Source organism: Pseudonocardia xishanensis (assembly GCF_039541715.1).
Taxonomy (GTDB): domain Bacteria; phylum Actinomycetota; class Actinomycetes; order Mycobacteriales; family Pseudonocardiaceae; genus Pseudonocardia; species Pseudonocardia xishanensis.
Genome location: NZ_BAABGT010000029.1, coordinates 157,745 through 182,739, shown reverse-complemented (window position 1 = coordinate 182,739; position 24,995 = coordinate 157,745). Strand labels below are relative to the sequence as shown.

The following is a 24,995-nucleotide window of genomic DNA, read 5'->3' as shown; positions in this document are numbered from 1 at the left end:
ACTTCAGGGCCTGGTCCTAGGACTTCACGGCCTGGATGTCGATGTCGATCCGCAGGGTGCGGCCGACCGCCAGGATCCCCGCCAGGACGCTCTGGTTCCAGCTGATCGCGAAGTCGTCCCGGCTGATCTCGGTGGTGGCCGAGAACGCCGCCCGGGTGCCGCCCCAGAGGTCCGGGCCGGTGCCGCGGTACTGCACGTCCAGCGCGACCGGGGCGCTCACACCCTTGAGCGTGAGCACGCCGTCGACCCGCCAGTTCCGCCCGGAGAGGCGGGTCAGCCCGTCCGACTTGAAGGTGATGTCCGGGTAGGAGTCGACGTCGAGGAAGTCCGGGGAGCGCAGGTGCGCGTCCCGGTCGGTGTCGTCCGAGTCCACGGCCGTCGGGTCGATGACGACCTCGACCGAGCTGTTCTCCAGCGGGTCCGCCACCTGGACGTGCCCGGAGAAGCTGCGCAGCCGCCCGTGGATCCGGCTCATCCCCAGGTGCAGGGCGGTGGCCTGGATCGACGAGTGGTGCGGGTCGATCGTCCACGTGCCGGGGGCGGGGAGCACGTCCCCGCCGACCCGGGCCAGCTCCAGCACGCCGAGCGTGGCCCGGGAGCCCGCGACCTGCACCGTCCGCGCCGCGGGCTCGTGCCCGGCGGCCGCGGCGATCACGGTGTGCGGCCCGTCGGACAGCCCCTCGAGGACGAACCCGCCGTCCTCGCGGCTGGTGGCCCGGCCGCGCTGCACCCCGGTCGCGTCGACCGCGGTGAGGGTGCCGCCGGTGACCGGCCAGCCGTCGGGGGTCATCAACCTGCCGGTGACGTCGGTCATCGCAGCTCCTCCACCGCGGACGGGGCCGGGAACGCGACGTCGGCGGTGGTCACCCCGCCCGCCCCGACCTGGACGACGGTGGCGACGGGCGCGTACCCGCTCGCCGTCAGCGTGTAGGTGCCGCCGGGCAGGTCCTCGAACACGAACGACCCGTCCGGCCCGGTCACGGCGGTGGCGACGACCGCGCCCTCGCCGTCGATCAGGGTGGCCAGGGCCTCGCCGATCCCGTGCCCGTCGCTGGCCGCGACCACGGTCCCGGTGAGCCGGGCCCGCTGCGGGAGCTGGACGTCGTGGTCGGTGGTGCTCCCGCTCCGCAGCTCGACGGCCGCGGCGACCGGCGCGAACGACGGCCCCGTCGCGGTCAGCGTGTACCGGCCCTCCGGTACGCCCTCGAGCCGGTAGCGGCCGGTCTCGTCCGGACGACCGGTGGCGGCGACGTCCCCGCGGGCGTCGATCAGGGTGAGCGCGGCGTCCGCGACCGGGCCGCCGTCCCCGCCGTAGACGGTGCCGCGCAGCGAGCAGGTGCCTGCGAGCGGGACGTCGTGGCGCACCGGCCGGTCCGCCACCGCGACCATCGCGGCGTAGGGCTGGTAGGCCCCGCTGGTGGCGACGATCAGGTAGGTCCCGCCGTGGGCGAGCGGGATGCGGAACCCGCCGTCGGGGCCGGTCACCGTCCGGCCCTCCTGGCGGCCCGCGGGGTCGGTCAGGGTGACGACGGCCTCGGCCAGCCCGGAGCCGTCCGCGCGGTGCACGATGCCGTTCACCTCGGGCCCGCTGCCGCCGTCGAGCGAGGGCTGGGCCACCGCGGCGGGCAGCCCGCCGCCGAGGGCGTGTCTGCCGCGGCCGTTGGCCGTGCCGCTCCCGTCGGCGGAGCCGTTCCCGTTGACCGAACCGTTGTGGCTCACCGGCGCGGGTGTCGCGAACGGGTCGACGGGCTCGGGTCGGGGCAGCGGCGACGGGGCGGGGCTCTCCTGCGCCGCCACTGTCGACTGCGTGGTCTGGGCGGCTTCGGCGGACTCGGCGGCGGGCATCGCGGCCGCCTCCTCCGCGAGCCGGGCCTGGGCGCCGGACATGGTGCGCAACGGCAGCTCCTTGACGAACAACACGAGGACGAACGCCCCGAACGTCACGAAGGACGCGATCAGGAAGGTGAGCGTCATCGAGTCGGTGAACCCGACCAGGAACGGCCGGGCGAGACCGGGGTCGATCTGCTGCAGGAAGGCGGAGTCGTTGAGCACACCCGACGCGGTCGAGAGGTCGCCGGACTGCGCGCCCTGCAGGATCTGGGTGTTGGCGGGGTCCGCGATCACGGACGGGTTGGCGGCGGCGGCCCGGAAGACCTGGCCCGCGTCCCCCTGGAACGCAGCGGTGATCTTGTCGCCCACCGTGGAGAACAGGATGGACAGGAAGATGGCGGTGCCGAGCGTGCCGCCCATCTGACGGAAGAACGTGGACGAGGCGGTGGCCACGCCCATGTCCCGCGCGGGCACGGCGTTCTGCACGGCCAGCACCAGGGTCTGCATGCAGCAGCCCAGGCCGAGCCCGAACATCGCCATGAGCAGGTCGAGCTCCCACAGCGGGATGTCCCAGGTGACCAGGAAGTGCATGAGCAGCAGCGCGCCGGTCAGCAGGGCGGTGCCGATCACCGGGAAGATCTTGTAGCGGCCGGTGCGCGAGGTGACCTGACCGGAGACGATCGACGCCACCATGATCCCGCCGACCAGCGGCAGCATGAGGAAGCCGGACTCGGTGGGCGAGGCGCCGTGGACGATCTGCAGGAACTGGGGCAGCAGCGCGATGCCGCCGAACATCCCCATCCCGAGGATGATCCCGGCGACGCTGGTCAGGCTGAACACTCCGTTGCGGAACAGCCGCAACGGGATCAGGGCGTCGTCGCCGATGCCGCGCTCGCAGAGCAGGAACAGCACCAGGCCGATCGCGCCGACGATGTAGCAACCCAGCGCCCGGTCCGAGCCCCAGCCCCACTCGCGGCCCTGCTCCGCCACGATCAGCAGTGGGACCAGGAAGATCGCCAGGGTGAGCGCGCCGGGCCAGTCGATCTTGTGGGGCCGCTTGACGTGCGGGACGTTGAGCACCTTGGCCACCACGGCCAGCGCGACCAGCCCGATCGGCACGTTGACCAGGAAGATCCAGCGCCAGCCGTCGATCCCGGCGAGGGAGTCCACTCCGGAGAGCACGCCGCCGATGACCGGCCCCAGCACGCTGGACGTGCCGAACACGGCGAGGATGTAGCCCTGGTAGCGGGCCCGCTCCCGCGGCGGGACGATGTCGCCGAGGATCGTCAGGGCCAGCGAGAACAGCCCGCCCGCGCCGAGGCCCTGCACCGCGCGGAAGCCCGCGAGCATGTACATCGACGTGGCGAACGTGCAGAGCACCGAGCCCACGATGAAGATGGAGATCGCGGTGAGGAACAACGGCTTGCGGCCGTAGATGTCCGACAGCTTGCCGTAGAGCGGCGTGGTGATCGTGCCGGTGATGAGGAAGGCCGTGGTGGCCCAGGCCTGCTGGGAGAGCCCGCCCAGGTCGTCCGCGATCGTGCGGATGGCCGTCGCGACGACGGTCTGGTCGAGCGCGGCCAGGAACATGCCGAGCGCGAGGCCGACCAGGATCGTGACGATCTGCCTGTGGCTGAGCTCACCGCCCCGGTCGACGGGGGCCTGCACGGCGGTGGTGCTGGTCATCGGGTGTCCTCGTGGTGCGATGGGTCGTGCTGTCGGTCGTGCTGGCGCTGCAGGTCGGCGACGAAGCGGTGGAACAGGTCGGCGAAGTCCTCGCGGGCCTCGGGGGTCCAGTCGCGCAGGGCCTCGGTCAGCCGGGCCGCGCGGGTGCGGCGCTCGGCGTCGAGGACCTGTTCGCCCTCCGCGGTGACCGCGACCAGGCTGGCGCGGGCGTCCTCGGGATCGGCCCGACGCTCCACGAGTCCGGCCTTGACGAGCGCGGCCACCTGCCTGCTGACGGTGGACGGGTCGCTGCACATCGCGGCTGCGAGCTCACCCGAGCGCCGCGGGCCCTCGTAGGCGAGCCGGGTGAGCACCGGGAAGCCGGCCGAGTCGTGCCCGTGCAGGGCGGGTCCCGCGCGCTTGAGCAGCCGCACCAGCAGCACGATGTCGCCGATCATGCGATCGGCGGCGTCGGTATGGCGCTGGAGCATCCTTTACCCTCTCTTTGCATGTATCACGCAAGGAGTTGTCCGCTGCAACTATGTGCCTGCTGCGGACGGCGCGCAAACCGGTTCGTCGTGATCCCCGCTACGTGCCGCGCGCGTGTGGGATGGTGGAGTCCTGCCGCGCGGGGCGGCGGGAGGGGAGATCGGCGCGCATGGTGCGCAAGACCGTCACCGCGGGCGACGGGCGGACCTGGCAGGTCACCCGGCAGATCGACTGGTCGCCCCCGGCGGTGGGGGACGAGTTCGAGCACGATGTGGACGGAGGCCGCGGGGCCGTCGTGATGGTCGTCTGTGCCCTGATCGTGTTCGGGGTGGTGATCGTCGCCTGGCCGTTGCTCTCCCAGTCCCGGCTGCACGTCCCGCTCGGATACTGGTTCCTCGCGCTGCTCATCCTGGGGTTCTTCCCGGTGCGCTGGTACCTGCGCAGGCCGTGGAAGATCGTCGCGGAGACGGACGGGCACTACAACACCGACGCGGGCCGCGAGCACTGGGTCGGGAAGGTCCGCGGGATCAGCCGGGCGCAGGAGGAGATGCGGGTCGTCCTGCTCTCGCTGCGCCAGCGCGGCACCCCCGGGCACGCCGACAGCCCCCTGCAACCGGTGAGCTAGTCGTGCCCGAGCTGCCCGAGGTGGAAGCCCTCGCCCAGCACCTGCGCGACCACGCGCTCTACCGTCCCGTCGCGCGGGTGGACGTGGCGAGCATGAGCGTGCTCAAGACCTTCGACCCACCGGTGTCCGCGCTGGTCGGGCGGGTGGTCACCGGGGCATCGCGGTTCGGCAAGTTCCTCTCGGTGGACTTCGAGGACCGGCCGGACGCCGGGCCGCTGCACCTGGTCACGCACCTCTCGCGGGCCGGGTGGCTGCGCTGGCACGAACAGGCCTCGACCGCGCCGCCCAAGCCGACCGGGCGCGGGCCGCTGGCGCTGCGGGTGCACCTGGACGCCGTGGGCGGGCCCGGCTTCGACCTGACCGAGGCGGGCACGCAGAAGCGGCTGGCGGTCTACCTCGTGCGAGACGTGCAGGAGATCCCCGGCGTCGCGCGGCTGGGGCCGGACGCACTGGACCTCGATCGCGCCTCGTTCGGGGAGCTGCTGGCGGGGCGGTCGGAGCGGATCAAGACCCTGATCGTCGACCAGAAGGTGCTCGCCGGCGTCGGCAACGCGTACTCGGACGAGATCCTGCACACCGCCCGGCTGTCGCCGTACGCCGTGTCCGGGCGGCTCACCGAGGAGAAGGTCGACGTGCTGTACGCGGCCCTGCGCTCCGTCCTCGAGGACGCCGTGGCGCGCTCCGTCGGGCAGGGTGCGGCCTCGCTCAAGGGCGAGAAGCGCTCGGGGCTGCGGGTCCACGCGCGCACCGGGCTGCCCTGCCCGGTCTGCGGCGACACCGTGCGGGAGGTGTCCTTCGCGGACAGGTCGTTCCAGTACTGTCCGACCTGCCAGACCGGCGGCAAACCCCTGGCCGACCGGCGGCTGAGCAGGCTGGTGAGGTGACGGCGGTGGCGGAGGTGCTCGCATCGCCGTTGGTCCTGGTTCTGGCGGCGGTGATCGTCGCGCTGGTGATCGTGATCGCGGTGCTGCTGGTGCGCCGCTCGCGGCGGCACACCTTCGCCAGCCCGCTGGAACGCGCCACCTTCTCCACGCTGCACACGGTCGCGCTCGCGGCCCCCGCGCTGCGGGACGGGCTGAACCCCAACTCGGCCAACTACGCGCTGCCCTACCTCCGCACGCTGCTGGACACGAGCGCGCTGACCATGACGGACGCCCGGGGCGAGGTCCTGGCCTGGGACGGCGAGGCGGACCAGCACAAGCCGGACGTCGTCGCGCTGGCCGACCAGGTGATCACCACCGGCCGCCAGCAGGTGCTCTCGCACGGCTCGATCGCGTGCCACTACCCGAACTGCGACATCCGCGGGATCGTCGCGGTGCCGCTGGAGAGCGACGGGACGATCATCGGCACCCTCGCCGCGCTGACCAACGCCACGGCGGGCCCGGTGCTGCTGCGGGCCACCGCGGAGGTCGCGCGGTACGTGTCGAGCCAGCTGGAGCTCGCGGAGCTGGACGAGTCCCGCGCCCGGCTCAACCGGGCCGAGGTCCGGGCACTGCGGGCGCAGATCTCGCCGCACTTCGTCTACAACGCGCTGACCACGATCGCGAGCTTCATCCGCACGGACCCGGTGCGCGCGCGGGACCTGCTGATCGAGTTCGCGGACTTCACCCGCTACTCGTTCCGGTCCGCGGGCGAGTACACGACGCTGTCGGACGAGCTGACCAACATCGAGCGCTACATCGCGCTGGAGAAGGCCCGCTTCGGCAACCGGCTCAACATCAAGCTGCAGATCGCCCCCGAGGTGCTCAACGTCGTGCTCCCCTTCCTGGCGCTGCAGCCGCTGGTGGAGAACGCGGTGCGGCACGGGCTGGCCAGCAAGCCCAACGGCGGCACGATCACGATCACCGCGGAGAACGCGGGCGCCGAGTGCGTGATCATCGTGGAGGACGACGGCGTGGGCATGGACCCCGCCCGTCTCACCGAGGACCTGGACGACGCCCACCTCTCCGGGGCCCACGTCGGCCTGGGCAACGTGGACGACCGCATGCGCAGCGCCTTCGGGGACGACTTCGGCCTCGTCGTCGACACGGCCGTGGGCGCGGGCATGAAGATCACCCTGCGCGTTCCCAAGTTCCGGGCGGGCATCCGCGCCTGATGCGTAATGTGGCGACATGGACGCCCTGCGTATCCCCGATCGTCTGAGCTCCCGCCTGCCCGGCCGGTTGGGTGGGGACAAGGCGGAGGAACCCGTCGTCCCGATGGTGCGGCTGCACGGGGTGATCACGCCGCAGACGGGCGGGCCGGTGCCGCGCTCGGTGATCAACTCGGTGTCCACCGAGAAGGTGCTCGAGCGCGCGTTCACCACCGAGCACGCCGTCGCGGTGGCGCTGCTGATCAACTCGCCCGGCGGCTCGCCCACCCAGTCCGCGCTCGTCGGCGAGCGGATCCGGGGGCTGGCCGAGGAGCACGATCTGCCCGTACTGGCGTTCTGCGAGGACGTGGCGGCCTCCGGCGGCTACTGGCTGGCCTGTGCCGCGGACGAGATCTACGCCCACCCGACGTCGGTGGTCGGCTCGATCGGCGTCGTCAGCTCGGGGTTCGGGCTGGAGGGCTTCATCGAGCGCTTCGGCATCGAGCGCAGGCTGCACACCGCGGGAACCTCGAAGGCGCGGCTGGACCCGTTCCTCCCGGAGAAGGAGGAGGACGTCGCCTGGCTCACCGGCATCCAGGGCGAGCTGCACGACATGTTCAAGGAGTGGGTCACCGGCAGGCGCGGCGAGCGCCTGGCCCAGGGGGCCGATCTGTTCACCGGCGAGGTGTGGACCGGCGCCAGGGCCGCGGAGCTCGGGCTGGTCGATGGGCTGGGCACCCCTCGGGGGATTCTGACCGAGCGTTTCCCGCAGGCGCGGCTGACCCCGGTCGAGGGACGCAGGCCGCTGCTCGCCCGGCTCGGTCTGGGCGCCCCCGCGGCCGCCTCGACGGCCGGTTGGGCGCAGGTCACCGCGGCCGACGTCGCGCTCGGACTGGCCCAGGCGGCGGACATCAGAGCGAGCTGGGCGCGCTACGGTCTGTAGCGTCGCCGCGGCGGGCGAACCAGGACGCGGGGCCCGCGTCACCCGTTCGATGTGTAGCCGATCGGTCGCAGATTGGTGAGATGCCCTGGCATCCGGCACCGATCACCGTCACCATGGTCCTCACGGACACGGATGGCGGCGCGGAGGCGGCGGATCCGGTCCGGGCACCGGGTACGCAGGATGAGGAGATCGTGGACAGCACCGACAGCTCCGGAGGTCTGGTCGTCCTGGCTGTGGACGACGAGCAGCCGGCCCTCGAAGAACTGGCGTTCCTGCTGAACGAGGACCCGCGGGTCGCGGAGGTCCTCAAGGCCTCCGACGCGACCGAGGCGTTGCGGCAGCTCAGCGCGCGCAGCACCCGGGAGCACTCGCACGCGTCGATGAGTGCCGCGCGCGCGGCCGGGCAGCCGCTGCCCACGCCCTCACCGGCGCGGCTGGCGGACCGCACGGACATCGACGTGGTGTTCCTCGACATCCGCATGCCCGGGCTGGACGGGCTCGAGCTCGCCCGGGTGTTCGGGTCGATGCTCCAGCCGCCGGAGGTCGTGTTCGTCACCGCGCACGACGACCGCGCGGTGGACGCCTACGAGGTCGGCGCCAAGGACTACCTGCTCAAGCCGCTGCGCGAGGAGCGGCTGGCGGCGGCGCTGGACCGGATCATCTCCAACCGCGCCACCGCGGCCCCGGTCGAGGCCGCGGCGCCGGAGCGGGACGAGGACGAGGTCATCCCCGTCGAGCTCGCGGGCACCACGAAGCTGGTCCCGCGGTCGGCGGTGCGCTACGTCGAGGCCCAGGGCGACTACGCCCGGCTGCACACCACGGACGGCAGCCACCTCGTCCGGATCCCGCTGTCGGTGCTCGAGGACCGCTGGCGAGACGCGGGCTTCGTGCGCATCCACCGCTCGTTCCTGGTGGCGCTGCCGCTGGTCACGGAGCTGCGGCTGTCCGGGTCGGGGTACGTCGTGCGGGTCGGGTCCGGGCCGGACACGGCCGAGCTGCCGGTCTCGCGGCGGCACACCCGCGAGCTGAAGGACCGCCTGGTCCGGGCGACCAAGCAGGCGTGGAGCCAGAGGTGACGACCAGGGATCGGGGTTCCGCGGCGCCCAGGGCGCGCCCGGAGCAGGTGCGGTGAGCACCTCGCTCGACGGTTCCCCTCCCTCGGCCGACCCGGGCGACCCCGGAGACGCGGACCGCACGGATCCCCCCGGCGGCCCGCGGCGGCGTCGCGCGCCCGGGAACGAGGACTCGGGTCCGCTGTGGCTGCAGGAGGAGATGCGGCGGCGGATGGAGGACCGCGCCCGCAACCCTCGGGGCAGACACGCGCGGGACGAGGCGGACACCGAGCAGTTCGGCGTGGACGCCCTCACCGCCCGGCTGCGGTCGGGCGGCCCCCGGTCGGCACAGCCCCCCGGCCCGCCGCGGCCCGGCCTCACCCCGTCCGTTCCCCCGGCCGTCCCGTCCGGCCCGGGGGTTCCGCCCGGCGCCGCGCAGGGTCCCGGCCCGGGATGGTCCCCCGTCCAGGCGCAGAGCCCGGGCCGGGCCCAGCCCCCCGTCGAGGCGCCGGTCCACGCCCAGAGCCCGGTCCAGCCACAGAGCCCGGTCCAGCTGCAGAGCCCGGTCCAGCCGCAGAGCCCGGTCCAGTCCCAGCACCAGGCGCAGGCCCCGCCCTACAGCGGTCCCGCCCCGCAGGTCGATCTCGCGCAGGCCCGGGTCCAGACGCTGGGCGCGCCCACCTACCAGGACTTCGCCCCCCAGGAGGGCCCGGCGCGCCCCCGGCCGTACGGCCCCGACGCCCCGGCCGCCGGACCCCTCGCCGGCACCCCCGCGGTGCCGGACGTCGACCCCGCCGCCACCCACCCCGAGTCCGGGCCGCCCCAGGACTACCTGGACTACGACGACTACGACGACGACTACGACGACTACGACGAGGACGAGGACGACGCGACCGTCGTCGACGACGGCGACCCGGCCCCGTTCGAGCGGGTACTGGGGCCTGCGAGCGTGCCGCTGCGCCTGCCCGCGCCCGAGGCGTACGTCGGCTCGCGCGACGGGGGCCCGCAGCCGGGACCCGGCGGGATGCGGCAGCTCGGCGGCCCGATGGAGCGCGCGGGCAGGCGCGCCCCCGCCCCGGACACCCTCGGCGGCCCCCTGCGCGGACCGGACGCGGACAGCACGGTCGTCCCGACCACCCCCACCGGCGTGCCCGGCCCGTCGTCCTGGCCGGAGCACGCGCCGGAGGGCGGGCCCGGGGCGGACGATCCCGAGCGCACGGACATCGGCGTGCTGGCCCCCGTCCAGGACGATCCCGCGACCCGGCTCCCGCTCTCCGCCCGCACGGCGGCCGCGCCCGCGCCGACCGTCGCGCCCACGACCGAGGCACCGGTCGACCAGCCCGAGCTGGGCAGGCCGGTCGGGGCCCGGTTCGACCGCATCCTGGACGCCGAGGAGAGCACCGAGGCGCCCCGCCGGGTCCGGGTCGTGCTGTCCGAGCGCAAGGGCGTGGCGCGGACCGTCCGCACCGTGGTGGACGTGCAGGAGGGCACGGCCGTCGGCGAGCTGCTGCGGGCCAACCTCATCCGCGGCCAGCTCGCGGTGGCGTTGCGCGTCGGTGTGGTGGCGCTGCTGGTCCTGGGCCTGATGCCGATGCTGTTCGCCTTCTACCCGGAGGTCGGCCGGATGGAGGTGCTGGGCCTGCGGCTGCCGTGGCTGCTGCTCGGCGTGCTGGTCTACCCGTTCCTGCTCGGCCTGGGCTGGTGGCACACCAAGGCGGCGGAGAAGGTCGAGCAGAACTTCGCCGACCACGTCCAAGACTGACCCCGGTGTCGACACCCGCCCTCATCGCGCTGGTCGCGATCGCCCTCGTCGGCCTCGCGTCGGTCGTCATCGGGTCGCTCGGGGTGCGGGTGGCCCGCAGCACGTCGGACTTCCTGGTCGCCTCCCGCACCGTCGGTGCGGTGCCCAACGCCGCGGCCATCTCCGGCGAGTACCTGTCCGCGGCGACCTTCCTCGGGGTGGCCGGGATCGTGCTGCGCGAGGGGGCGGACGCCCTCTGGTACCCGATCGCCTTCTGTGCGGGGTACCTGGCGCTGTTGGTGCTGGTCGCGGCGCCGCTGCGGCGCTCGGGCGCCTACACGATCCCGGACTTCGCCGAGGCCCGGCTGCACTCGCCGCGGCTGCGCAGGCTCTGCACGGCGCTGGTGTTGCTGATCGGCTGGCTCTACCTGCTCCCGCAGCTGCAGGGCGCGGGCCTGGCGCTGACCACGCTCACCCGGCTGCCGAGCTGGGTCGGGATCGTGGGCGCGGGTGTGCTGGTGGTGTTGTCCGTCGTCGCGGGCGGCATGCGGTCGATCACCTTCGTGCAGGCCTTCCAGTACTGGCTCAAGCTCACCGCGCTGACCGTCCCCGCGCTGATCGCCGGGGCCCTGTTCCTGGGCTCGGACCGGGAGCTCGACCGACCGTCCGCCCCGACGTTCGCCGAGGCCACGACGATCTCCGTCGAGACCCCCGTGCGGCTCGAGGTCGCCGCCGACACCGCGCTCACCGCCCGGGGCACCGTCGACGGGCGAATCGTCGACGGCCCGCTGACCTGGGCACCCGGCGTCCACGAGGTCGAGGCCGGGGCCGAGCTGCGCTTCGAGGCGGGCAGCGGCGTGCCCGTCCCCGCGGGCAGCCCGCCCACCGACCGGGAGTGGCTGGAGCCGCACACCGGCGGTGCGCAGCTGTTGGAGATCTACTCGATCCTGGTCGCCGGCATCGCGGGCACCATGGGCCTGCCGCACGTGCTGGTCCGCTTCTACACCAACCCGGACGGGCGGGCAGCCCGCCGGACCACCGTCGTCGTCCTGGCGATGATCGGCGCGGTGTTCGTGCTGGTGGCCCTGCTCGGGCTGCTGAGCCGGGCGTTCACCCCGGAGCTGCTGGTCGACGGCCGCACGGACGGCGCCGTCCTGCTCGTCCCGACCGCGGTCCTGGGCGACGGGTGGGCGGGCTGGCTGCTCGGCGGCCTCGTCTCCGCCGGAGCGGCCGCGGCGTTCCTCTCGACGTCGTCGGGGCTCGTGGTGAGCCTCGCCGGCGTACTGTTCACCGACGTGTTGAGAGGACGGCTGCGAGACTTCCGGCTGGCCGCGCTGGTGTCCGCGGTCGTGCCGATCGCCCCGGCGCTGGCCGTCACCCGTCTCGACCTCGCGCTCACCGTCCCGCTGGTGTTCGCGGTGGCCGCCGCGACCTTCTGCCCGTTGCTCGTGCTCGGCGTGTGGTGGCGCGGGCTGACCCCCGCCGGTGCGTCGGCGGGGCTGCTCGTGGGCGCGGTGCTGTCCTGCGTGGGTGTCGGGTTCACCCTGGTCGGGCAGGTGCCGGAGGGGTCACTCGGGGTGCTGCTGCTGCGGCCCGCCGCCGTGGCGGTGCCCGCCGCGTTCCTCACGATGGTGCTGGTCAGCCGGGTCACCCGGGCCGAGGTCCCGCTGGACGTCGACCGCACCCTGCTCCAGCTCCACGCCCCGGAGCGACTGGGCCTGTCGCGGGACCGGTTGGACGGGTCGTGAGCACCACCGCCGTCGCCGCGGTGACCGCCATCCTGCTGGTCGCGGTGGCCTCCACCGTGATCGGCGCGGTCGGCCACCGCGCCCGTCGGACCTCGGACTTCCTGGTCGCGTCCCGGAGCGTCGGGCCGCTGACCAACGGTGGCGCGATCTCCGGGGAGTACCTCTCCGCCGCGTCCTTCCTCGGGGTGGCGGGCCTCGTCCTGCGAGACGGCGTGGACGCCCTCTGGTACCCCGTCGGCTACACCGCCGGGTACCTCTCCCTGCTGCTGTTCATCGCCGCTCCGCTGCGCCGCTCCGGGGCCTACACCGTCCCGGACTTCGCCGAGCTGCGGCTGCGCTCGCGCGGACTGCGCCTGCTGTGCAGCGTGTTCGTGCTGGTCATCGGCTGGTTCTACCTGCTCCCGCAGCTGCAGGGTGCCGGGCTGACCGTGGCGGTCGTGACCGGGCTGGACCCGTGGATCGGCTCGCTGGCGGCCGGGGTGATCGTGATCGCCACCGTGGCCTTCGGCGGGATGCGCTCGGTCACGATCGTGCAGGCCTTCCAGTACTGGCTCAAGCTCACCGCGCTGGCCCTGCCCGCGATCGTCGCGGTGATCTTCTTCTTCGGCAGCGGACACACCTTCGACCGGCCCGCCCCGCCGCAGTTCGCCGACCGGACGACCGTGGACGTCGGCACGGACGTCGAGCTGACGGGCCGCACGGACACGGCCGTCACGGTCGGACCGGCGGGCGCGGTCGTGGACGGCGTCCCGGTCGCCCCCGGCACCGCGCAGACCTGGCCGGCGGGCAGCGTCCACCGCGTGGCGACGGGCGGCGAACTGGTCTTCGAGGCGGGCGCGGACGTCCCCGTCCCGGTCGGCAGGCCCGCCCTGGACGACCGCTGGCTCACCCCGATGGCCGGAGACGGCGACCACCAGCTGCTCGCCACCTACTCGCTGCTGCTGGCCACGCTGCTGGGCACGATGGGCCTGCCGCACGTGCTGGGCCGCTTCTACTCGAACCCGGACGGGCGGGCGGCGCGCCGCAGCGCCGTCGTCGTGCTGGCCCTGCTGGGCGTGTTCTACCTGCTGGTCACGCTCCTCGGCGCGCTGTCGCGCTTCTACACCCCCCAGCTGCTGGTCTCCGGCCAGACGGACGCGGCGGTGCTGCTGCTGCCCACCGCCGTGCTCGGCAGCGGGGCGGCGGGCGCGGTGCTGGGCGGGATCGTGGCCGCCGGGGCGTGGGCGGCGTTCCTGGCGACGTCCTCGGGGCTGCTGGTCAGCCTGGCGGGCGTGCTCTCCTCGGACATCCTGCCCGGGCGCGCGGTCGCGGACATGCGGGTCAGGGCGTTGAAGAGTGCCACCGTGCTGGCCGGGATCGTGCCGGTCGCGCTGGCCACGTTCGTCACGCAGCTGGACTTCGCCGAGACCGTCGCGCTGGCGTTCGCGGTGGCCGCGTCGACCTTCTGCCCGCTGCTGGTGCTGGGCGTCTGGTGGCGGGGGCTCACCGCGAAGGGCGCGATCTGGGGGATGGTGGCAGGCGGCGCGCTGTCCGTCGGGGCGGTGTCGGCGAGCCTCGCGGGCGTCGCCCCGGACGGCGTCGTCGGGGTGCTGCTGGCCAGGCCCGCGATCGTCAGCGTGCCCGCGGCATTCCTGACGATGATCGTCGTCAGCCTGGTGACCAGGCGGACCCGCCCCGCGAACACCGACGCGCTGCTGCTGCGGCTGCACGCCCCCGAGCGGCTGGGGCTGTTCCGGGACCGGGTCGAGCGGGACGACGAGCCCGTCGACCGTCCGAGCTGACCGTTTCCCGGCGGAACCGGAGTCGTTCCCCTTTCGTGGGCCCGGCGCTGTCAGGGGGCGCGGGGCCACTGGAGAGGAGCCCCCGTTGAGCACGCTCGGTGAGCGCCATACCGTCTACCAGCAGGCACAGGCGAGTCCGGAGTTCGCGCAGCTGCGCCACAGGCTGCGCCGCTTCGTGTTCCCGATGAGCGCCGTGTTCCTGGTCTGGTACCTGGTCTACGTCCTGCTGGCCTCCTACGCGCCGGAGTTCATGGCGACCAAGGTGGCGGGCAACGTGAACATCGGACTGGTGATCGGGCTGCTGCAGTTCGTGTCCACCTTCGTGATCACGACCGTCTACGTCCGCTTCGCCAACCGGGAGATCGACCCGGCGGCGGAGCGGATCCGCCACGGCGTGGAGGGGCCCGCATGAACGTCGGGAACGTCGGACTGAACATCGGAATCTTCGCCGCCTTCGTGCTGGCCACGCTGGTCGTGGTGTACCGGGCGAGCCGCAGCAACCGCACGGCCTCGGACTACTACGCCGCAGGCCGCTCCTTCACCGGCTCGCAGAACGGCATCGCGATCTCCGGGGACTACCTCTCGGCCGCGAGCTTCCTGGGCATCGCCGGGGCCATCGCGGTCAACGGCTACGACGGCTTCCTCTACTCGATCGGCTTCCTCGTGGCCTGGCTGGTGGCGTTGCTGCTGGTCGCCGAGCTGCTGCGCAACACCGGCAAGTTCACCATGGGCGACGTCCTGAGCTTCCGGATGAAGCAGCGCCCGGTCCGCGCCGCCGCGGCCACCTCGACGCTGGTCGTCTCGTTCTTCTACCTGATCGCGCAGATGGCGGGCGCGGGCGGGCTGATCGCGCTGCTGCTGCAGATCCCGAACTCGAACCGGCTCGGGCAGTCGGTCGTGATCGGCGTCGTCGGCCTCGTGATGGTGGTGTACGTGCTGGTCGGCGGCATGAAGGGCACCACCTACGTGCAGATCATCAAGGCGGCGCTGCTGATCGCGGGCGCCTTCGTGATGACGTTCTGGGTGCTCGGCAAGTACGGGCTGAACTTCTCGGCGCTGCTGGGCTCGGCGGTGGCGGCGTCGCCGAAGGGGGAGGCCCTGCTGGCCCCCGGCCTGCAGTACGCGAACAAGGTCGACTTCATCTCGCTGGGCCTGGCGCTGGTGCTCGGCACCGCGGGCCTGCCGCACATCCTGATGCGCTTCTACACGGTCCCGACGGCCAAGGAGGCCCGCAAGTCCGTGGTCTGGGCGATCTGGCTGATCGGGGTCTTCTACCTGTTCACGCTGGTCCTGGGCTACGGCGCGGCCGCGCTCGTCGGGCCGGAGGCGATCGCCGCGGCCCCCGGCGGGGCCAACTCGGCGGCGCCGCTGCTGGCCTTCGAGCTCGGCGGGGAGGTCCTGCTCGGGCTGATCTCGGCGATCGCGTTCGCCACCATCCTCGCCGTCGTCGCGGGGCTGACGATCACGGCGTCGGCGTCCTTCGCGCACGACGTCTACGCGAACGTCCTCAAGCGGGGCAAAGCCACCCCGGGCGGCGAGGTCCGGGTCGCCCGGACGACGGCGCTGGTCATCGGCGTCGTCGCGATCGGCGGCGGGATCCTGGCCAACGGACAGAACGTGGCGTTCCTGGTGGCGCTGGCCTTCGCGGTGGCGGCGTCGGCGAACCTGCCGACGATCCTGTACTCGCTGTTCTGGAAGCGGTTCAACACCGCGGGCGCGCTGTGGAGCATCTACGGCGGGCTGGCGGTCTGCCTGCTGCTGATCGTGTTCTCGCCCGCGGTGTCCGGGTCGAAGACGGCGATGATCCCGAGCGCGGACTTCGCGTTCTTCCCGCTGTCCAACCCCGGCATCGTCTCCATCCCGGTGTCGTTCCTGCTGGGCGTGGTCGGCACCTACGTGGGCCGTCGCGAGCCGTTCAACGCGGAGAAGTACGCCGAGATGGAGGTCCGCTCCCTGACGGGCGCGGGCGCCGAGAAGGCGACCGTGGCGCACTAGGGCCCCCCTTCCTCTGCGCTCGACTTTGGGCACGAACGGCACTCTTGTGCGGTAGGTACGCACAAGAGTGCCGTTCGTGCGTTCACGGGGCGTTGACGGGGAGCAATGGCAGGATGGCACCGTGACCGTTCCGTCTGTGTCCGTCGCCGACCTGCCCGCCTCCGCCCCGATGCTGGACGTCCGCGAGGCGGACGAATGGGCCGCGGGCCGCGCGCCGAGCTCGCGGCACGTGCCGATGTCCCAGCTCACCGAGCGCATCTCCGAGATCCCCGCGGACGACCCGCTCTACGTGGTCTGCCGCTCCGGCGGGCGGTCGGCGCGGGTCGTCGCCTTCCTGACCCAGCAGGGCTACCCCGCGGTGAACGTCGACGGCGGCATGCAGGCCTGGGCCGCGACCGGCCGCGAGATCGTCGCCGACCCGGACCGGACGCCCGAGATCATCTGATGTCCGGGTCCCCGCAGTGCTCGCGGTGCGGGCGGTTCGCGCCCGCGGGGGCCGGTCCGTTCTGCCCCTACTGCGGGCGCTACCTGGCCCCGCTGGCCTGGGTCGCCGAGCCGCCGCCGGACCCGCGCCCGCCGCTGCCCGTCCGGCCGCGGTTCCGGTACCTGGGCCCGCCCCGGTACCGCGAGATCCCCCGTTGGGGCTTCCCGGTCGGACCGTGGCCCGTCGAGTCGGACGACTCGCCGTCGTCGCTCGAGCGGGCCCGCGCGCTCGCCCAGGTGCTCCTGCCGTTGCTGTGGGTGCTGGCGGCGGTGGCGTTCGTCGGGTTCCTGGCGGAGACGCTGCGCTACGTCCTGCTCGTGCTCAGCCGGGAGGACGCGCTGCCCGGTGGGCTGGTGTCCTTCTCCGACGCCGCGGTCGCCTTCGGCGGCTGGGCTTCGCTGGCCGGGGCGGCGGGCTGCGGGGTGCTGATGATCCTGTGGACGCTGCGGATCCGCGAGGCCGCGGCCCTGCGGTCGGACACGGTGCCCGCCCGCTCGGCCCGGGCCGTCGTCCTGGGGTGGGTGGTTCCCGGGCTGAACCTGGCGGTGCCGGGCGGGGTGCTGGCGGAGGTCGAGCACCTCGGCCTGGACCGGGTGCCCGGCGAGCGGCCGCGGCCGGGTCGGCTGCTGCTGGTGTGGTGGATCGCGTGGGGCCTGTCGGTGGTCCTCGGCGTCCTGGTGTTCGCCTGGTCCTTCCGCGGCGGTGTGCAGGCGCTGGCGGACGGGGTGCTGCTGCACGCGCTGCTGGACCTGGTCTGCGCGGTCACCGCCGTGCTCACGGTGCGGGTCGTGCGGTACCTGGAGGCGCTCGTCGAGCCGACCCGGGCGGTGCGGCGGGAGATCCTGGTGGCGCTACCGTAGGTGGCCTCATGGCTGCCAAGAAGAATCGCGAGAAGCCCGCGGGCGAGAACCCGCGCCGGCCCTGTCCCTGTGGCTCCGGGAAGCGCTACAAGGCCTGCCACGGCGCGGGGGACGACGTGATCGTCACGCGCCCGTTCGCGGGCCTCGCGGCCGAGCCGGACCTCGTCGCGATGCGCGAGTTCCTGCCGTCGGCGCTGGCCCCGCTGCCGCTGGCCGCGCCGCTGGAGGTGCCGGTCACCGTCGCGACGGTGCTGCCCGGGGCGTCGGCGGCGATGGTCCGCCAGGACGGCTCGATCCTGCTCGGCATGCAGGTGCAGACCCGCTCGGGCGACCTGTCCGCCGACCTGGCCAAGGCGCTGCGCTGGGCGCAGACGGCCGAGCCCGGATCGGCGCTGCCGGTCGTCGGGCCGGGGCTGGCGGGCGAGGTGACCCGGCTGCAGGACGTGCTGGACGCGGCGGCCCCGCTGGACCTCACGCTGCACCAGGACTTCGGCTGGTGGATCCCGGAGGACGCGGAGGACTCCGCGGAGGTCACCGCGACCCTCGAGCGGGCCAACTCGGTGATCATGCCGACCGAGGCCGTGGACGGGGTCCGCGCCGCCTACTGGGTGGACACCGGCAGCAAGGCGCACCTGCGCTGGGTCCGCCCCGAGTCCGAGGACGCGCTGATGGCGGCGCTGGCCCGGCTGCACGCGGCCGGTGAGCTGGAGCTCGGCGAGGGCACCCGGTACGCGGGCGCCTTCCGCGCGCACGGCCTGCTCGTCCCGGTGTGGGACCTGGACCGGGAGATGCACGCCAAGGAGTGGGCGGCCCCCGCCCAGGCCTTCGCGACGCGCCTCGACCAGGCCCTCGCCCGGACCGGGGACCTGAGCACCGCCGAGCGTTCCGCGAGGGACGCCCTGGCGGGCAAGCAGGTCACCCTCCGCTAGATGTGGTGACCCATCAGGTTGTTGACTCGGCTTAGCTGGCGAGTCGGGTGATGGGTGGGTGGCCACCGAGGGCGGAGTGGGCTCGTCGAGTGTTGTAGGCGTGGACCCAGCTGTCGAGCGCGGCGAGGCGGTCGGTGTTGGACAGCCAGGGCTGGGCGTAGGCGAACTCGTCTTGCAGGGTCCGGTTGAGCCGCTCCGCCTTCCCGTTCGTCCACGGGCAGCGCGGCCGGGTGAACCGCCGTCGGATCCCGAGCTCGACACAGGTCTGGGCCCAGTTCCGGCCGATCCGGTAGACCTTGGCGTTGTCGGTGAGGACCCGTTCGACGCTCACCCCGTGGCCGGCGAACCAGGCGGTGGCGCGGCGCAGGAACCCGGCACTGGTCAGGTCGCGTTCGTCGGGCAGTGCTTCGACGTAGGCCAGCCGGGAGTGGTCGTCGACGGCGACGTGGAGGAAGTTCGTAGCCGATGCCCCGGCTGCGGACCTCTTCGCTGCGCCCGTGCAGGCGCCGGCCACCGCCGTGTCGGGGACCCGTCCGAGCTTCTTGACGTCGATGTGGACCAGGTCGCCGGGGCGAGGGTGTTCATAGCGGCGCCCGGAGTGCTGTCGACGGACCGGGATACCGGTGATCGGGTCGAGCGCCCGTAGCGGCATCACCTGGCGGCGGCGCAGGATCCGCCCGACGGTGGAGGCGACCAGGCCGAGTTCGCGGGCCAGGAACACCGGACCCCGCCGGGCCGCGGCGCGCAGGGCCAGGACCCGGTCCTCGACCTCGACGGCGGTGCGGGTGGGGCTGTGGTGCGGGCGTGAGGATCGGTCGGCCAGCCCGGCCCATCCCTCGGCCCGGTAGCGGCGGATCCACTTGTGGACCGTGGCCCGGGAGACCCCGAGCTGCTCGGCGATCCGCGCGGCGGGCCAACCGGCCTGCCAGCGTCGCACGATCAGGCGGCGGGCGTAGACAGTGGTGCGGGCATTACGGTGTGCCACCGAGGACCTCCGGTGTTCGCGGTGAGTGCGTCAGACACACCCACTTCGCCCGGAGGTCCTCCCTCAGATCAACCCGACACGCCTGAGACGCCGTCAACAACGTCCCGGGTCACCACAGCTAGATGCGGCCCCCGGCCACCGGCGGGGCGGCCGGGTCCGCCGCGGCGGTCCTCGTGAGCTCGCGGTTGACGAAGTCCTCGATGTGGAAGAGGTTGTCGCCCGCCCGGTGCACCACCGTGAGCAGCGTGGACATCGAGGCGACCTCCTCGACCTGCTCCTTGAGGAACCACTGCATGAACTGCTCGCCGAGGTAGTCGCCCTCGTCCCGCGCGGTGCGGGCGAGGGCCGTGATCTGCTCGGTGACGGCCTTCTCCTGGCGCAGCGCGAGCCGCACGACGTCCTCGACGGTCTCGAACTCGTTCACCACGTCGTCGATCCCCGGGATGACCGGCTTGACGTCCGTGTCCAGCAGGTACTGGACCATGCTCATCGCGTGGTTCCGCTCCTCCAGCGCCTGCGCGTAGAAGTGCGCGGCCAGCTGGGGGAGGTCCTGGTCGTCCAGCCACACCGCGACGGCCGTGTACTGCTGCGAGGCGGTGTACTCGCTGCGGATCTGGTCGCGGAGTAGGGCGAGGAACTTGGAGTCCGACACTCCGACCATGGTACGGCCCCTGCTCAGGGCCGCAGTCCGGCCGGGAGCAGGGCGTACCCCACGAACGCGACGACGTCGATCAGCGCGTGCGCGCCGACCAGCGGCCAGAGCCGCCCCGTCCGCTGCCAGACCCTGCCGAACACCAGGCCCATCACGATGTTCCCGACGAACCCGCCGAGCCCCTGGTAGAGGTGGTAGCACCCGCGCAGCACGGCCGAAGCGGCCACCGCGCGGTCCGCGGACCAGCCCAGCTGCCGCAGCCGCGTGAGCAGGTACCCGATCATCACGAGCTCCTCGGCCCAGGCGTTCGCGCAGGCCGACAGGACGAGGACCGGGGTGCGCCACCAGACGTCGTCGAGCGTGGTGGGGGCGACCTCGAGGCTGACGCCGATCGCCCTGGCGATCAGGTAGAGGCCCAGACCGGGGAGGCCGATCAGCGCGGCCAGGCCGACCGAGTCGCGAAGGTCGCGCAGTCTGCGGCTCCCGTCCAGACCCACCTTGACCAGGGGGAACCCGGCGCGCAGCAGCAGGTACGCCCCGAGCGCGCCCCAGCCCGCGAGCTGCAGGACGCGGACCAGCTGCAGGGCCAGGTCGACGAGTCCGGCCTGCGCGGCGGGGGCGTTGAGCGCCACCTGCTGCTCGGCCAGCGGGACGGGGGAGAGCAGCGAGTCCACCAGCGACAGGGCGCTGCGCAGCGCGGAGAGCCCGATCGTGACGGTGAGCATCACGGCGATCTCGAGCACGATCAGCCGCCGCGCGGCGGGATCGCGGACCTCGGAGACGTCCCCGACCCCGGACGGCGGCGCCGCGAGCCAGGAGGGGAGTCGCACGGCCGGAGAACGTACCCTGGACGGCGTGTGGCGCGTGGTCCTGTCCCCGAAGTGGATCGTCTGGCACCTGCTGGCGATCCTCGCCGTGTCGACGTGCGTCCTGGCGGCGATCTGGCAGTGGGGCCGCGCCGGCTCCGCGCTGGGCTCGGCGCTCAACGTGGGCTACGGCATCCAGTGGCCGATCTTCGCGGTGTTCTTCGCCTACATGTGGTGGCGGTTCCTGCGGATGGACCTGAGGGAGCACCGGGAGCTGCGGGAGATCGCCTCGGCCGCCGAGCCTGCGGCCCCCGCCGCGGAGCCGACCGAGGACTCGACCGACGATCTCGCGCCCTGGGACAACCCCTTCACCCGCGCCCCCGTGCCCGCCCCGCCGCCGGTCACCGACGCCGAGGCCCCGGCCTTGAGCGAGTACAACCGGATGCTGGCCGCCCTGGCCGCCCGGGACGACGTCGACAAGCGGTAGAATTTCCCCCGTGAGCAGCCCCTCCAGGTCCTCGGCCGCCCCGCGACCCGCCGGGTTCCGGCTGCCGCTCTACCGTGCTCTCGCCTGGATCACCGGCGTCGGGCTGATCCTGCTGGTCTTCGTCGCGATGCCGCTGAAGTACTTCTGGGACACCCCGGGGCCGGTCGCCGTGATCGGCATGCTGCACGGCTTCCTCTACATGGCCTACATCGTGGCCACGCTGGTCCTGGCCGAGCGCGCCCGGTTCACCCCGGTGTTCGCGCTGCTCGTGCTGCTGGCGGGCACGATCCCGATCGCGTCCTTCGTGGCCGAGCGGAAGGTCACCCGGCTGGTGCAGGAGCGCGAGGCCGCGCTCGCGGAATGACGGGGCGCGGGGTCAGTCGACGGCGTCGGTGACCCCGGACTCGGAGCCCGCCTCGGCGACCTGCCGGAACGGGCAGCCGACCAGCAGGCCCAGCTGGACCCGCAGCTCGTCCGCCGTGGCGGCCTCCGCCTGCCAGGCCAGCCGTACGTCGTGGTCGCCCTCGGCGGTCTCGACCCGAAGCCGCAGGCCGAAGCGGTCCACGCCCAGCGGCCGCACGCGTGCGCCGAGGGTCTGGCGCAGCGCGGCGGGCAGGTGCCGGGCGAGGGCGTCGAACACCTCGGGGTGGCTGTCCTCGAGGTGCGAGAGCCAGTGGTCCTCGATGCGGCAGAACGGGTCGGGCCGTGCGGCGGCCAGGTCGACGGGCGCGAGCGCGGCGGTGCCCTCGGCGTCCGCCAGGACGGCCGAGCTCGGTGAGAGCTTGACGAGCGTGGCGCCGTGGCCGAGGTCGAGCAGGGCGGGGTGCGGGGCGGCGTCGGCGACCTGCAGGGCGGCCCGCTTGGCGCTCCCGGGGTCCGGGACGCGCAGCCAGCCGCTGATCCACAGCAGCGCCCGGATCGGCTCGCGCAGTGCCACCGGGGCGCGGTCGGAGACCTCCAGCATGACCGGCAGCTCGCCGCGCTCGGACTCGCGGATCGCGGTCAGCACGGGGGAGTCGTCCGGCAGCAGGAGGACGGCCGACCCGTCCGCGTGCAGGTGGTGCACCAGGGGCACGACGGGCTCGGGCGCACCGGTCCCGACGAGTGCCGCCTCCCCGCCGCGGGTGGCCACGCTGCGTGCGCGTTCCGCGTCGGACGGGGCCGGCGGACGCCGGAGCCGGGTCTGTCCCACTGGGCACCTCCTGGTTAGGTGAACCTAAGTTAGCTCGCACTAAGGCGGCCTGTCCAGAGACCCCGGCGCCTTTCGCGTGTGAACGGCGGGTTAGCGTCTCCACCGTGACGACCGTGCCCTCGGGATCCTCCGCAGATCCGTGGCCGATCCGTCCCCTGCTCGCAGGCCTGGTGGACGACGCGAGCCTCGTCCAGCCGCGGCTGACCGCCCCGAGCATCGACGCGGTGGTGGCCCGCTACCTCTCCGCCCGAGACGGTGGCTACGGGGCGATGCTCGGCCACCTGGTCTGTCCCGTCTCGCGGCTGCCGCAGCTGGTCACGGAGCTGGCCCGCTCGGCGCCCACCCGTCCGGTCGACCTGGCGCTGGTCGTGGACACCGGGCTCGGCGCGGTGCCCAAGGCGCTGTCCACCGTCTTCTCCCGGTCGAGCCTGCTCACCCCGCGCACGGTCGAGACCGCCGCGCCGCCGGACGTGGACGCCGTCTGGCTGGAGCGGGTCTCGGAGTTCGTGCCGGAGGAGGTCACCGCGGTCGTCGAGCCGCGGCGCCCGCTGGACGCGGGCGCCGAGGGCGTCGAGGCCTGGCTGGACGCGGTGACCAAGGTCGCCGAGCACGGCTGCACGCCGAAGCTGCGGTGCGGGGGCCAGCGCCCGTCGGACGTCCCGACGGTCGAGCAGGTCGAGCGCTTCCTCGAGGTCACCGTGGGTGCCGGGCGCGGGTTCACCGCGATCGGACTGCGCGAGGCCGTCCGGCCGTCGCCGGAGACCGCCGGGGACCGCGGGCGCCACGGCGTGCTGAACCTGCTCGTCGCCGTCTCCCGGATGGTGGCGGGCGGCGAGGGCACCGTGGCGGACGCGCTGCACGAGACCGATGCACGCAGGCTCGTCGCGGACGTCGAGGCGCTGTCGGACCGCACGGTGGACGGCGTCCGGGGCCTCTTCACCTGCTGCGGGCTGGACCCCGACCCGATGTCGGTCAACGAGTTCGCGACGCTCGGCCTGTTGTGATGGAGCGGATCGGTTTCCTGGGTCCGCACGCCACGTTCACCGAGCAGGCCCTGCTGTCGATGCCCGAGTCGGCGTCCGCGGAGCTCGTGCCGCTGCCGGGCAACCCGGCCGTGCTCGCGGCCGTCCGGGCCGGCGAGGTGGATGCGGGCTGCGTCCCGATCGAGAACAGCGTCGAGGGGGCCGTGCCGCCGGTGCTCGACGGGCTGGTGGCCGACCCGCCGCTGGTGATCGTGCGCGAGGCGGTGGTCGCCGTGCGGTTCGTGCTGGTGGGGCGGGCGGGTACGGCGCAGGCCGACATCCGGACCGTCGCGTCGCACGGGCACGGGATCGCGCAGACCCGCGGCTGGATCTCCGCGCACCTGCCGCAGGCCGAGATGGTCGTCTCGACGTCGACCTCCGAGGCCGCCGCCCAGGTCGCCCGCGGGGAGATGGACGCCGCGGCCTGCTCGCCGCTCGCCGCCGAGCAGCACGGGCTCGAGGTCCTCGCGGACGACATCGCGGACAACGCGGGCGCCGTCACCCGGTTCGTGCTGGTCACCCCGCCCGGACCGCCGCCCGCACCGACCGGGCGGGACCGGACCACGCTCGCGTTGACCACCGAGAACCGGCCGGGCTCGCTGCTCGGGCTGCTCACCGAGCTCGCCGTGCGCGGCATCGACCTGACCCGGATCGAGTCCCGTCCGATCAAGGACCGGCCCTCGGACTACTGGTTCCACCTCGACTGCAGCGGGCACGTCGCGGACCCGGCGATGGGCGAGGCGCTGGCCGCGCTCCACCGCCGCAGCGACCGGGTCCGCTTCCTCGGCTCCTTCCCCCGCACGGCCGGGGCGGCGGAACCGGTGAGCGGGGTGGGGGCGCCTGCCGTCCCGCTGCACGGGGCGGACGCGGCGGCCTACCGGGCCGCCGAGGACTGGTTGGCCGGACTGCGGAACGGAGCGCGCACATGACCCCGGAGGAGCCCGAGCAGGACGAGCTGCGGCTGGTCCTGCTGCGGCACGGGCAGACGGACGCCAACGTCGCGAAGGCGCTCGACACCGTCCCGCCGGGGTCGCCGCTGAACGAGATCGGTCGCGGCCAGGCGGTCGCGGTCGCCGAGCTGCTCGCGGACTGGCCGGTCCGCGCGGTGCACGCCTCGCGCGCGATCCGGGCCCGGCAGACCGCCGAGCCGGTCGCCAAGATGCACGGGCTCGCCGTGACCGTCGTCGACGGCGTGCACGAGATCTTCGTCGGCGAGCTGGAGGGCCGCTCGGACAAGCCCGCCCGCCGCGAGTTCGACGACGTGTACGACGCCTGGTGGGGCGGCGACCTGGCCCGCGCGCTGCCGGGCGGGGAGTCGGCGCTGGACCTCCGCGCCCGCTACCTCCCGGCCGTCGAGCGGATCGTGGCCCAGGCCGAGCGCGCCCACGGACCGGGTGGGGCCGTGGTGCTGGTCAGCCACGGCGCCGCGATCCGCCTGGCCGCCGCGGCCCTGATCGGGGACACCGCCGAGACCCGCTACGTCCCCAACACGGGCCGGGTGGTGCTGCGCCGGGACCGCTCGATCGAGACCGGCTGGGCCCTGGACCTCTGGGACTCCGGCCCGTCCCTCGAAGGCGACGTCACCGCAGGCGCCGCCCCCGAGGCCCACTGACCCACCCTCGGAAGTCCGCCAACGCG

The 24,995-nt window shown here is 73.6% G+C and carries 25 protein-coding genes; 18 read left to right on the top strand and 7 right to left on the bottom strand.

Annotated features, from left to right (window positions below):
* Positions 1-16: 16 nt before the first annotated feature.
* The 3 genes from ABD993_RS11750 to ABD993_RS11740 are packed head-to-tail and all read right to left on the bottom strand — an operon-like array spanning position 17 to position 3,986.
* Entirely contained in the window at positions 17-814 is a 798-nt protein-coding gene (locus tag ABD993_RS11750) for a YceI family protein (protein WP_345415892.1), read from the bottom strand.
* Entirely contained in the window at positions 811-3,516 is a 2,706-nt protein-coding gene (locus tag ABD993_RS11745) for an MFS transporter (protein WP_345415889.1), read from the bottom strand. The genes ABD993_RS11750 and ABD993_RS11745 overlap by 4 nt, the downstream gene beginning before the upstream one ends.
* A complete protein-coding gene (locus tag ABD993_RS11740; protein ID WP_345415886.1) occupies positions 3,513-3,986 on the bottom strand; it encodes a MarR family winged helix-turn-helix transcriptional regulator in 474 nt (157 codons plus the stop codon). Before ABD993_RS11740 ends, ABD993_RS11745 begins: the two co-directional genes overlap by 4 nt.
* A gap of 167 nt (positions 3,987-4,153) precedes the next feature.
* Here ABD993_RS11740 and ABD993_RS11735 point away from each other — a divergent pair, with 167 nt between their 5' ends.
* The 13 genes from ABD993_RS11735 to ABD993_RS11675 all read left to right on the top strand — a co-directional run bounded on the left by ABD993_RS11735 (position 4,154) and on the right by ABD993_RS11675 (position 18,213).
* Positions 4,154-4,609, top strand: coding sequence for a hypothetical protein (locus ABD993_RS11735; protein ID WP_345415884.1), 456 nt, complete (start codon positions 4,154-4,156; stop codon positions 4,607-4,609).
* A 2-nt stretch (positions 4,610-4,611) separates the two neighbouring features.
* The gene (locus ABD993_RS11730; protein WP_345415881.1) at positions 4,612-5,493 is read left to right on the top strand and encodes an Fpg/Nei family DNA glycosylase; all 882 of its coding nucleotides are present in this window, start codon (positions 4,612-4,614) and stop codon (positions 5,491-5,493) included.
* Between the two features lie 5 nt (positions 5,494-5,498).
* Positions 5,499-6,704 (top strand): sensor histidine kinase, encoded by a 1,206-nt coding sequence (locus tag ABD993_RS11725; protein WP_345415878.1) that lies wholly within the window; start codon positions 5,499-5,501, stop codon positions 6,702-6,704.
* Between the two features lie 25 nt (positions 6,705-6,729).
* Complete coding sequence (locus ABD993_RS11720; RefSeq protein WP_345416129.1) at positions 6,730-7,623, top strand: S49 family peptidase; 894 nt, start codon at positions 6,730-6,732, stop codon at positions 7,621-7,623.
* Between the two features lie 191 nt (positions 7,624-7,814).
* Complete coding sequence (locus ABD993_RS11715) at positions 7,815-8,699, top strand: LytR/AlgR family response regulator transcription factor (RefSeq protein ID WP_345415875.1); 885 nt, start codon at positions 7,815-7,817, stop codon at positions 8,697-8,699.
* 52 nt (positions 8,700-8,751) lie between these two features.
* Complete coding sequence (locus ABD993_RS11710) at positions 8,752-10,437, top strand: hypothetical protein (protein ID WP_345415872.1); 1,686 nt, start codon at positions 8,752-8,754, stop codon at positions 10,435-10,437.
* Between the two features lie 5 nt (positions 10,438-10,442).
* Positions 10,443-12,164 carry a sodium/solute symporter gene (locus ABD993_RS11705; RefSeq protein ID WP_345415869.1) on the top strand — a complete coding sequence of 574 codons (1,722 nt, stop codon included), beginning with the start codon at positions 10,443-10,445 and terminating at the stop codon, positions 12,162-12,164.
* Positions 12,161-13,945 carry a sodium/solute symporter gene (locus ABD993_RS11700; RefSeq protein ID WP_345415866.1) on the top strand — a complete coding sequence of 595 codons (1,785 nt, stop codon included), beginning with the start codon at positions 12,161-12,163 and terminating at the stop codon, positions 13,943-13,945. Before ABD993_RS11705 ends, ABD993_RS11700 begins: the two co-directional genes overlap by 4 nt.
* A gap of 85 nt (positions 13,946-14,030) precedes the next feature.
* Positions 14,031-14,357 carry a DUF485 domain-containing protein gene (locus ABD993_RS11695; protein ID WP_345415863.1) on the top strand — a complete coding sequence of 109 codons (327 nt, stop codon included), beginning with the start codon at positions 14,031-14,033 and terminating at the stop codon, positions 14,355-14,357.
* Positions 14,354-15,940 (top strand): solute symporter family protein, encoded by a 1,587-nt coding sequence (locus tag ABD993_RS11690; protein ID WP_345415861.1) that lies wholly within the window; start codon positions 14,354-14,356, stop codon positions 15,938-15,940. The genes ABD993_RS11695 and ABD993_RS11690 overlap by 4 nt, the downstream gene beginning before the upstream one ends.
* A 121-nt stretch (positions 15,941-16,061) precedes the next feature.
* The gene (locus tag ABD993_RS11685; protein WP_345415858.1) at positions 16,062-16,385 is read left to right on the top strand and encodes a rhodanese-like domain-containing protein; all 324 of its coding nucleotides are present in this window, start codon (positions 16,062-16,064) and stop codon (positions 16,383-16,385) included.
* Complete coding sequence (locus ABD993_RS11680) at positions 16,385-17,284, top strand: DUF4328 domain-containing protein (RefSeq protein WP_345415855.1); 900 nt, start codon at positions 16,385-16,387, stop codon at positions 17,282-17,284. The genes ABD993_RS11685 and ABD993_RS11680 overlap by 1 nt, the downstream gene beginning before the upstream one ends.
* A gap of 8 nt (positions 17,285-17,292) precedes the next feature.
* Entirely contained in the window at positions 17,293-18,213 is a 921-nt protein-coding gene (locus tag ABD993_RS11675; protein WP_345415852.1) for a DUF5926 family protein, read from the top strand.
* Between the two features lie 31 nt (positions 18,214-18,244).
* Here the strand turns inward: ABD993_RS11675 and ABD993_RS11670 are convergent, their stop codons facing one another.
* From ABD993_RS11670 to ABD993_RS11660, 3 genes are all read right to left on the bottom strand, one after another.
* The gene (locus ABD993_RS11670; RefSeq protein WP_345415849.1) at positions 18,245-19,198 is read right to left on the bottom strand and encodes an IS481 family transposase; all 954 of its coding nucleotides are present in this window, start codon (positions 19,196-19,198) and stop codon (positions 18,245-18,247) included.
* Positions 19,199-19,316: 118 nt separating this feature from the next.
* A complete protein-coding gene (locus ABD993_RS11665; protein WP_345415846.1) occupies positions 19,317-19,859 on the bottom strand; it encodes a ferritin in 543 nt (180 codons plus the stop codon).
* Between the two features lie 14 nt (positions 19,860-19,873).
* Complete coding sequence (locus tag ABD993_RS11660) at positions 19,874-20,680, bottom strand: CPBP family intramembrane glutamic endopeptidase (RefSeq protein ID WP_425568958.1); 807 nt, start codon at positions 20,678-20,680, stop codon at positions 19,874-19,876.
* A gap of 25 nt (positions 20,681-20,705) precedes the next feature.
* On the opposite strand from ABD993_RS11660, the gene ABD993_RS11655 reads away from it, so the two are divergent.
* Both ABD993_RS11655 and ABD993_RS11650 read left to right on the top strand, forming a co-directional pair.
* Positions 20,706-21,143: a hypothetical protein gene (locus tag ABD993_RS11655; protein ID WP_345415843.1), complete on the top strand. Its 438-nt coding sequence runs from the start codon at positions 20,706-20,708 to the stop codon at positions 21,141-21,143.
* Between the two features lie 10 nt (positions 21,144-21,153).
* Positions 21,154-21,507 (top strand): DUF3817 domain-containing protein, encoded by a 354-nt coding sequence (locus tag ABD993_RS11650; protein WP_345415840.1) that lies wholly within the window; start codon positions 21,154-21,156, stop codon positions 21,505-21,507.
* Positions 21,508-21,519: 12 nt separating this feature from the next.
* On the opposite strand, the gene ABD993_RS11645 is transcribed toward ABD993_RS11650, so the two are convergent.
* Positions 21,520-22,335 carry a DUF2470 domain-containing protein gene (locus ABD993_RS11645; protein WP_345415837.1) on the bottom strand — a complete coding sequence of 272 codons (816 nt, stop codon included), beginning with the start codon at positions 22,333-22,335 and terminating at the stop codon, positions 21,520-21,522.
* A gap of 104 nt (positions 22,336-22,439) precedes the next feature.
* Between ABD993_RS11645 and ABD993_RS11640 the strand changes: the two genes are divergently transcribed.
* From ABD993_RS11640 to ABD993_RS11630, 3 genes are read left to right on the top strand one after another with little or no spacing between them, the layout of a single operon-like run.
* Complete coding sequence (locus ABD993_RS11640) at positions 22,440-23,339, top strand: hypothetical protein (protein WP_345415834.1); 900 nt, start codon at positions 22,440-22,442, stop codon at positions 23,337-23,339.
* The gene (gene pheA, locus ABD993_RS11635) at positions 23,339-24,286 is read left to right on the top strand and encodes a prephenate dehydratase (protein ID WP_345415831.1); all 948 of its coding nucleotides are present in this window, start codon (positions 23,339-23,341) and stop codon (positions 24,284-24,286) included. The genes ABD993_RS11640 and pheA overlap by 1 nt, the downstream gene beginning before the upstream one ends.
* Positions 24,283-24,969 (top strand): histidine phosphatase family protein, encoded by a 687-nt coding sequence (locus ABD993_RS11630; RefSeq protein ID WP_345415829.1) that lies wholly within the window; start codon positions 24,283-24,285, stop codon positions 24,967-24,969. The genes pheA and ABD993_RS11630 overlap by 4 nt, the downstream gene beginning before the upstream one ends.
* Positions 24,970-24,995 lie beyond the last annotated feature (26 nt).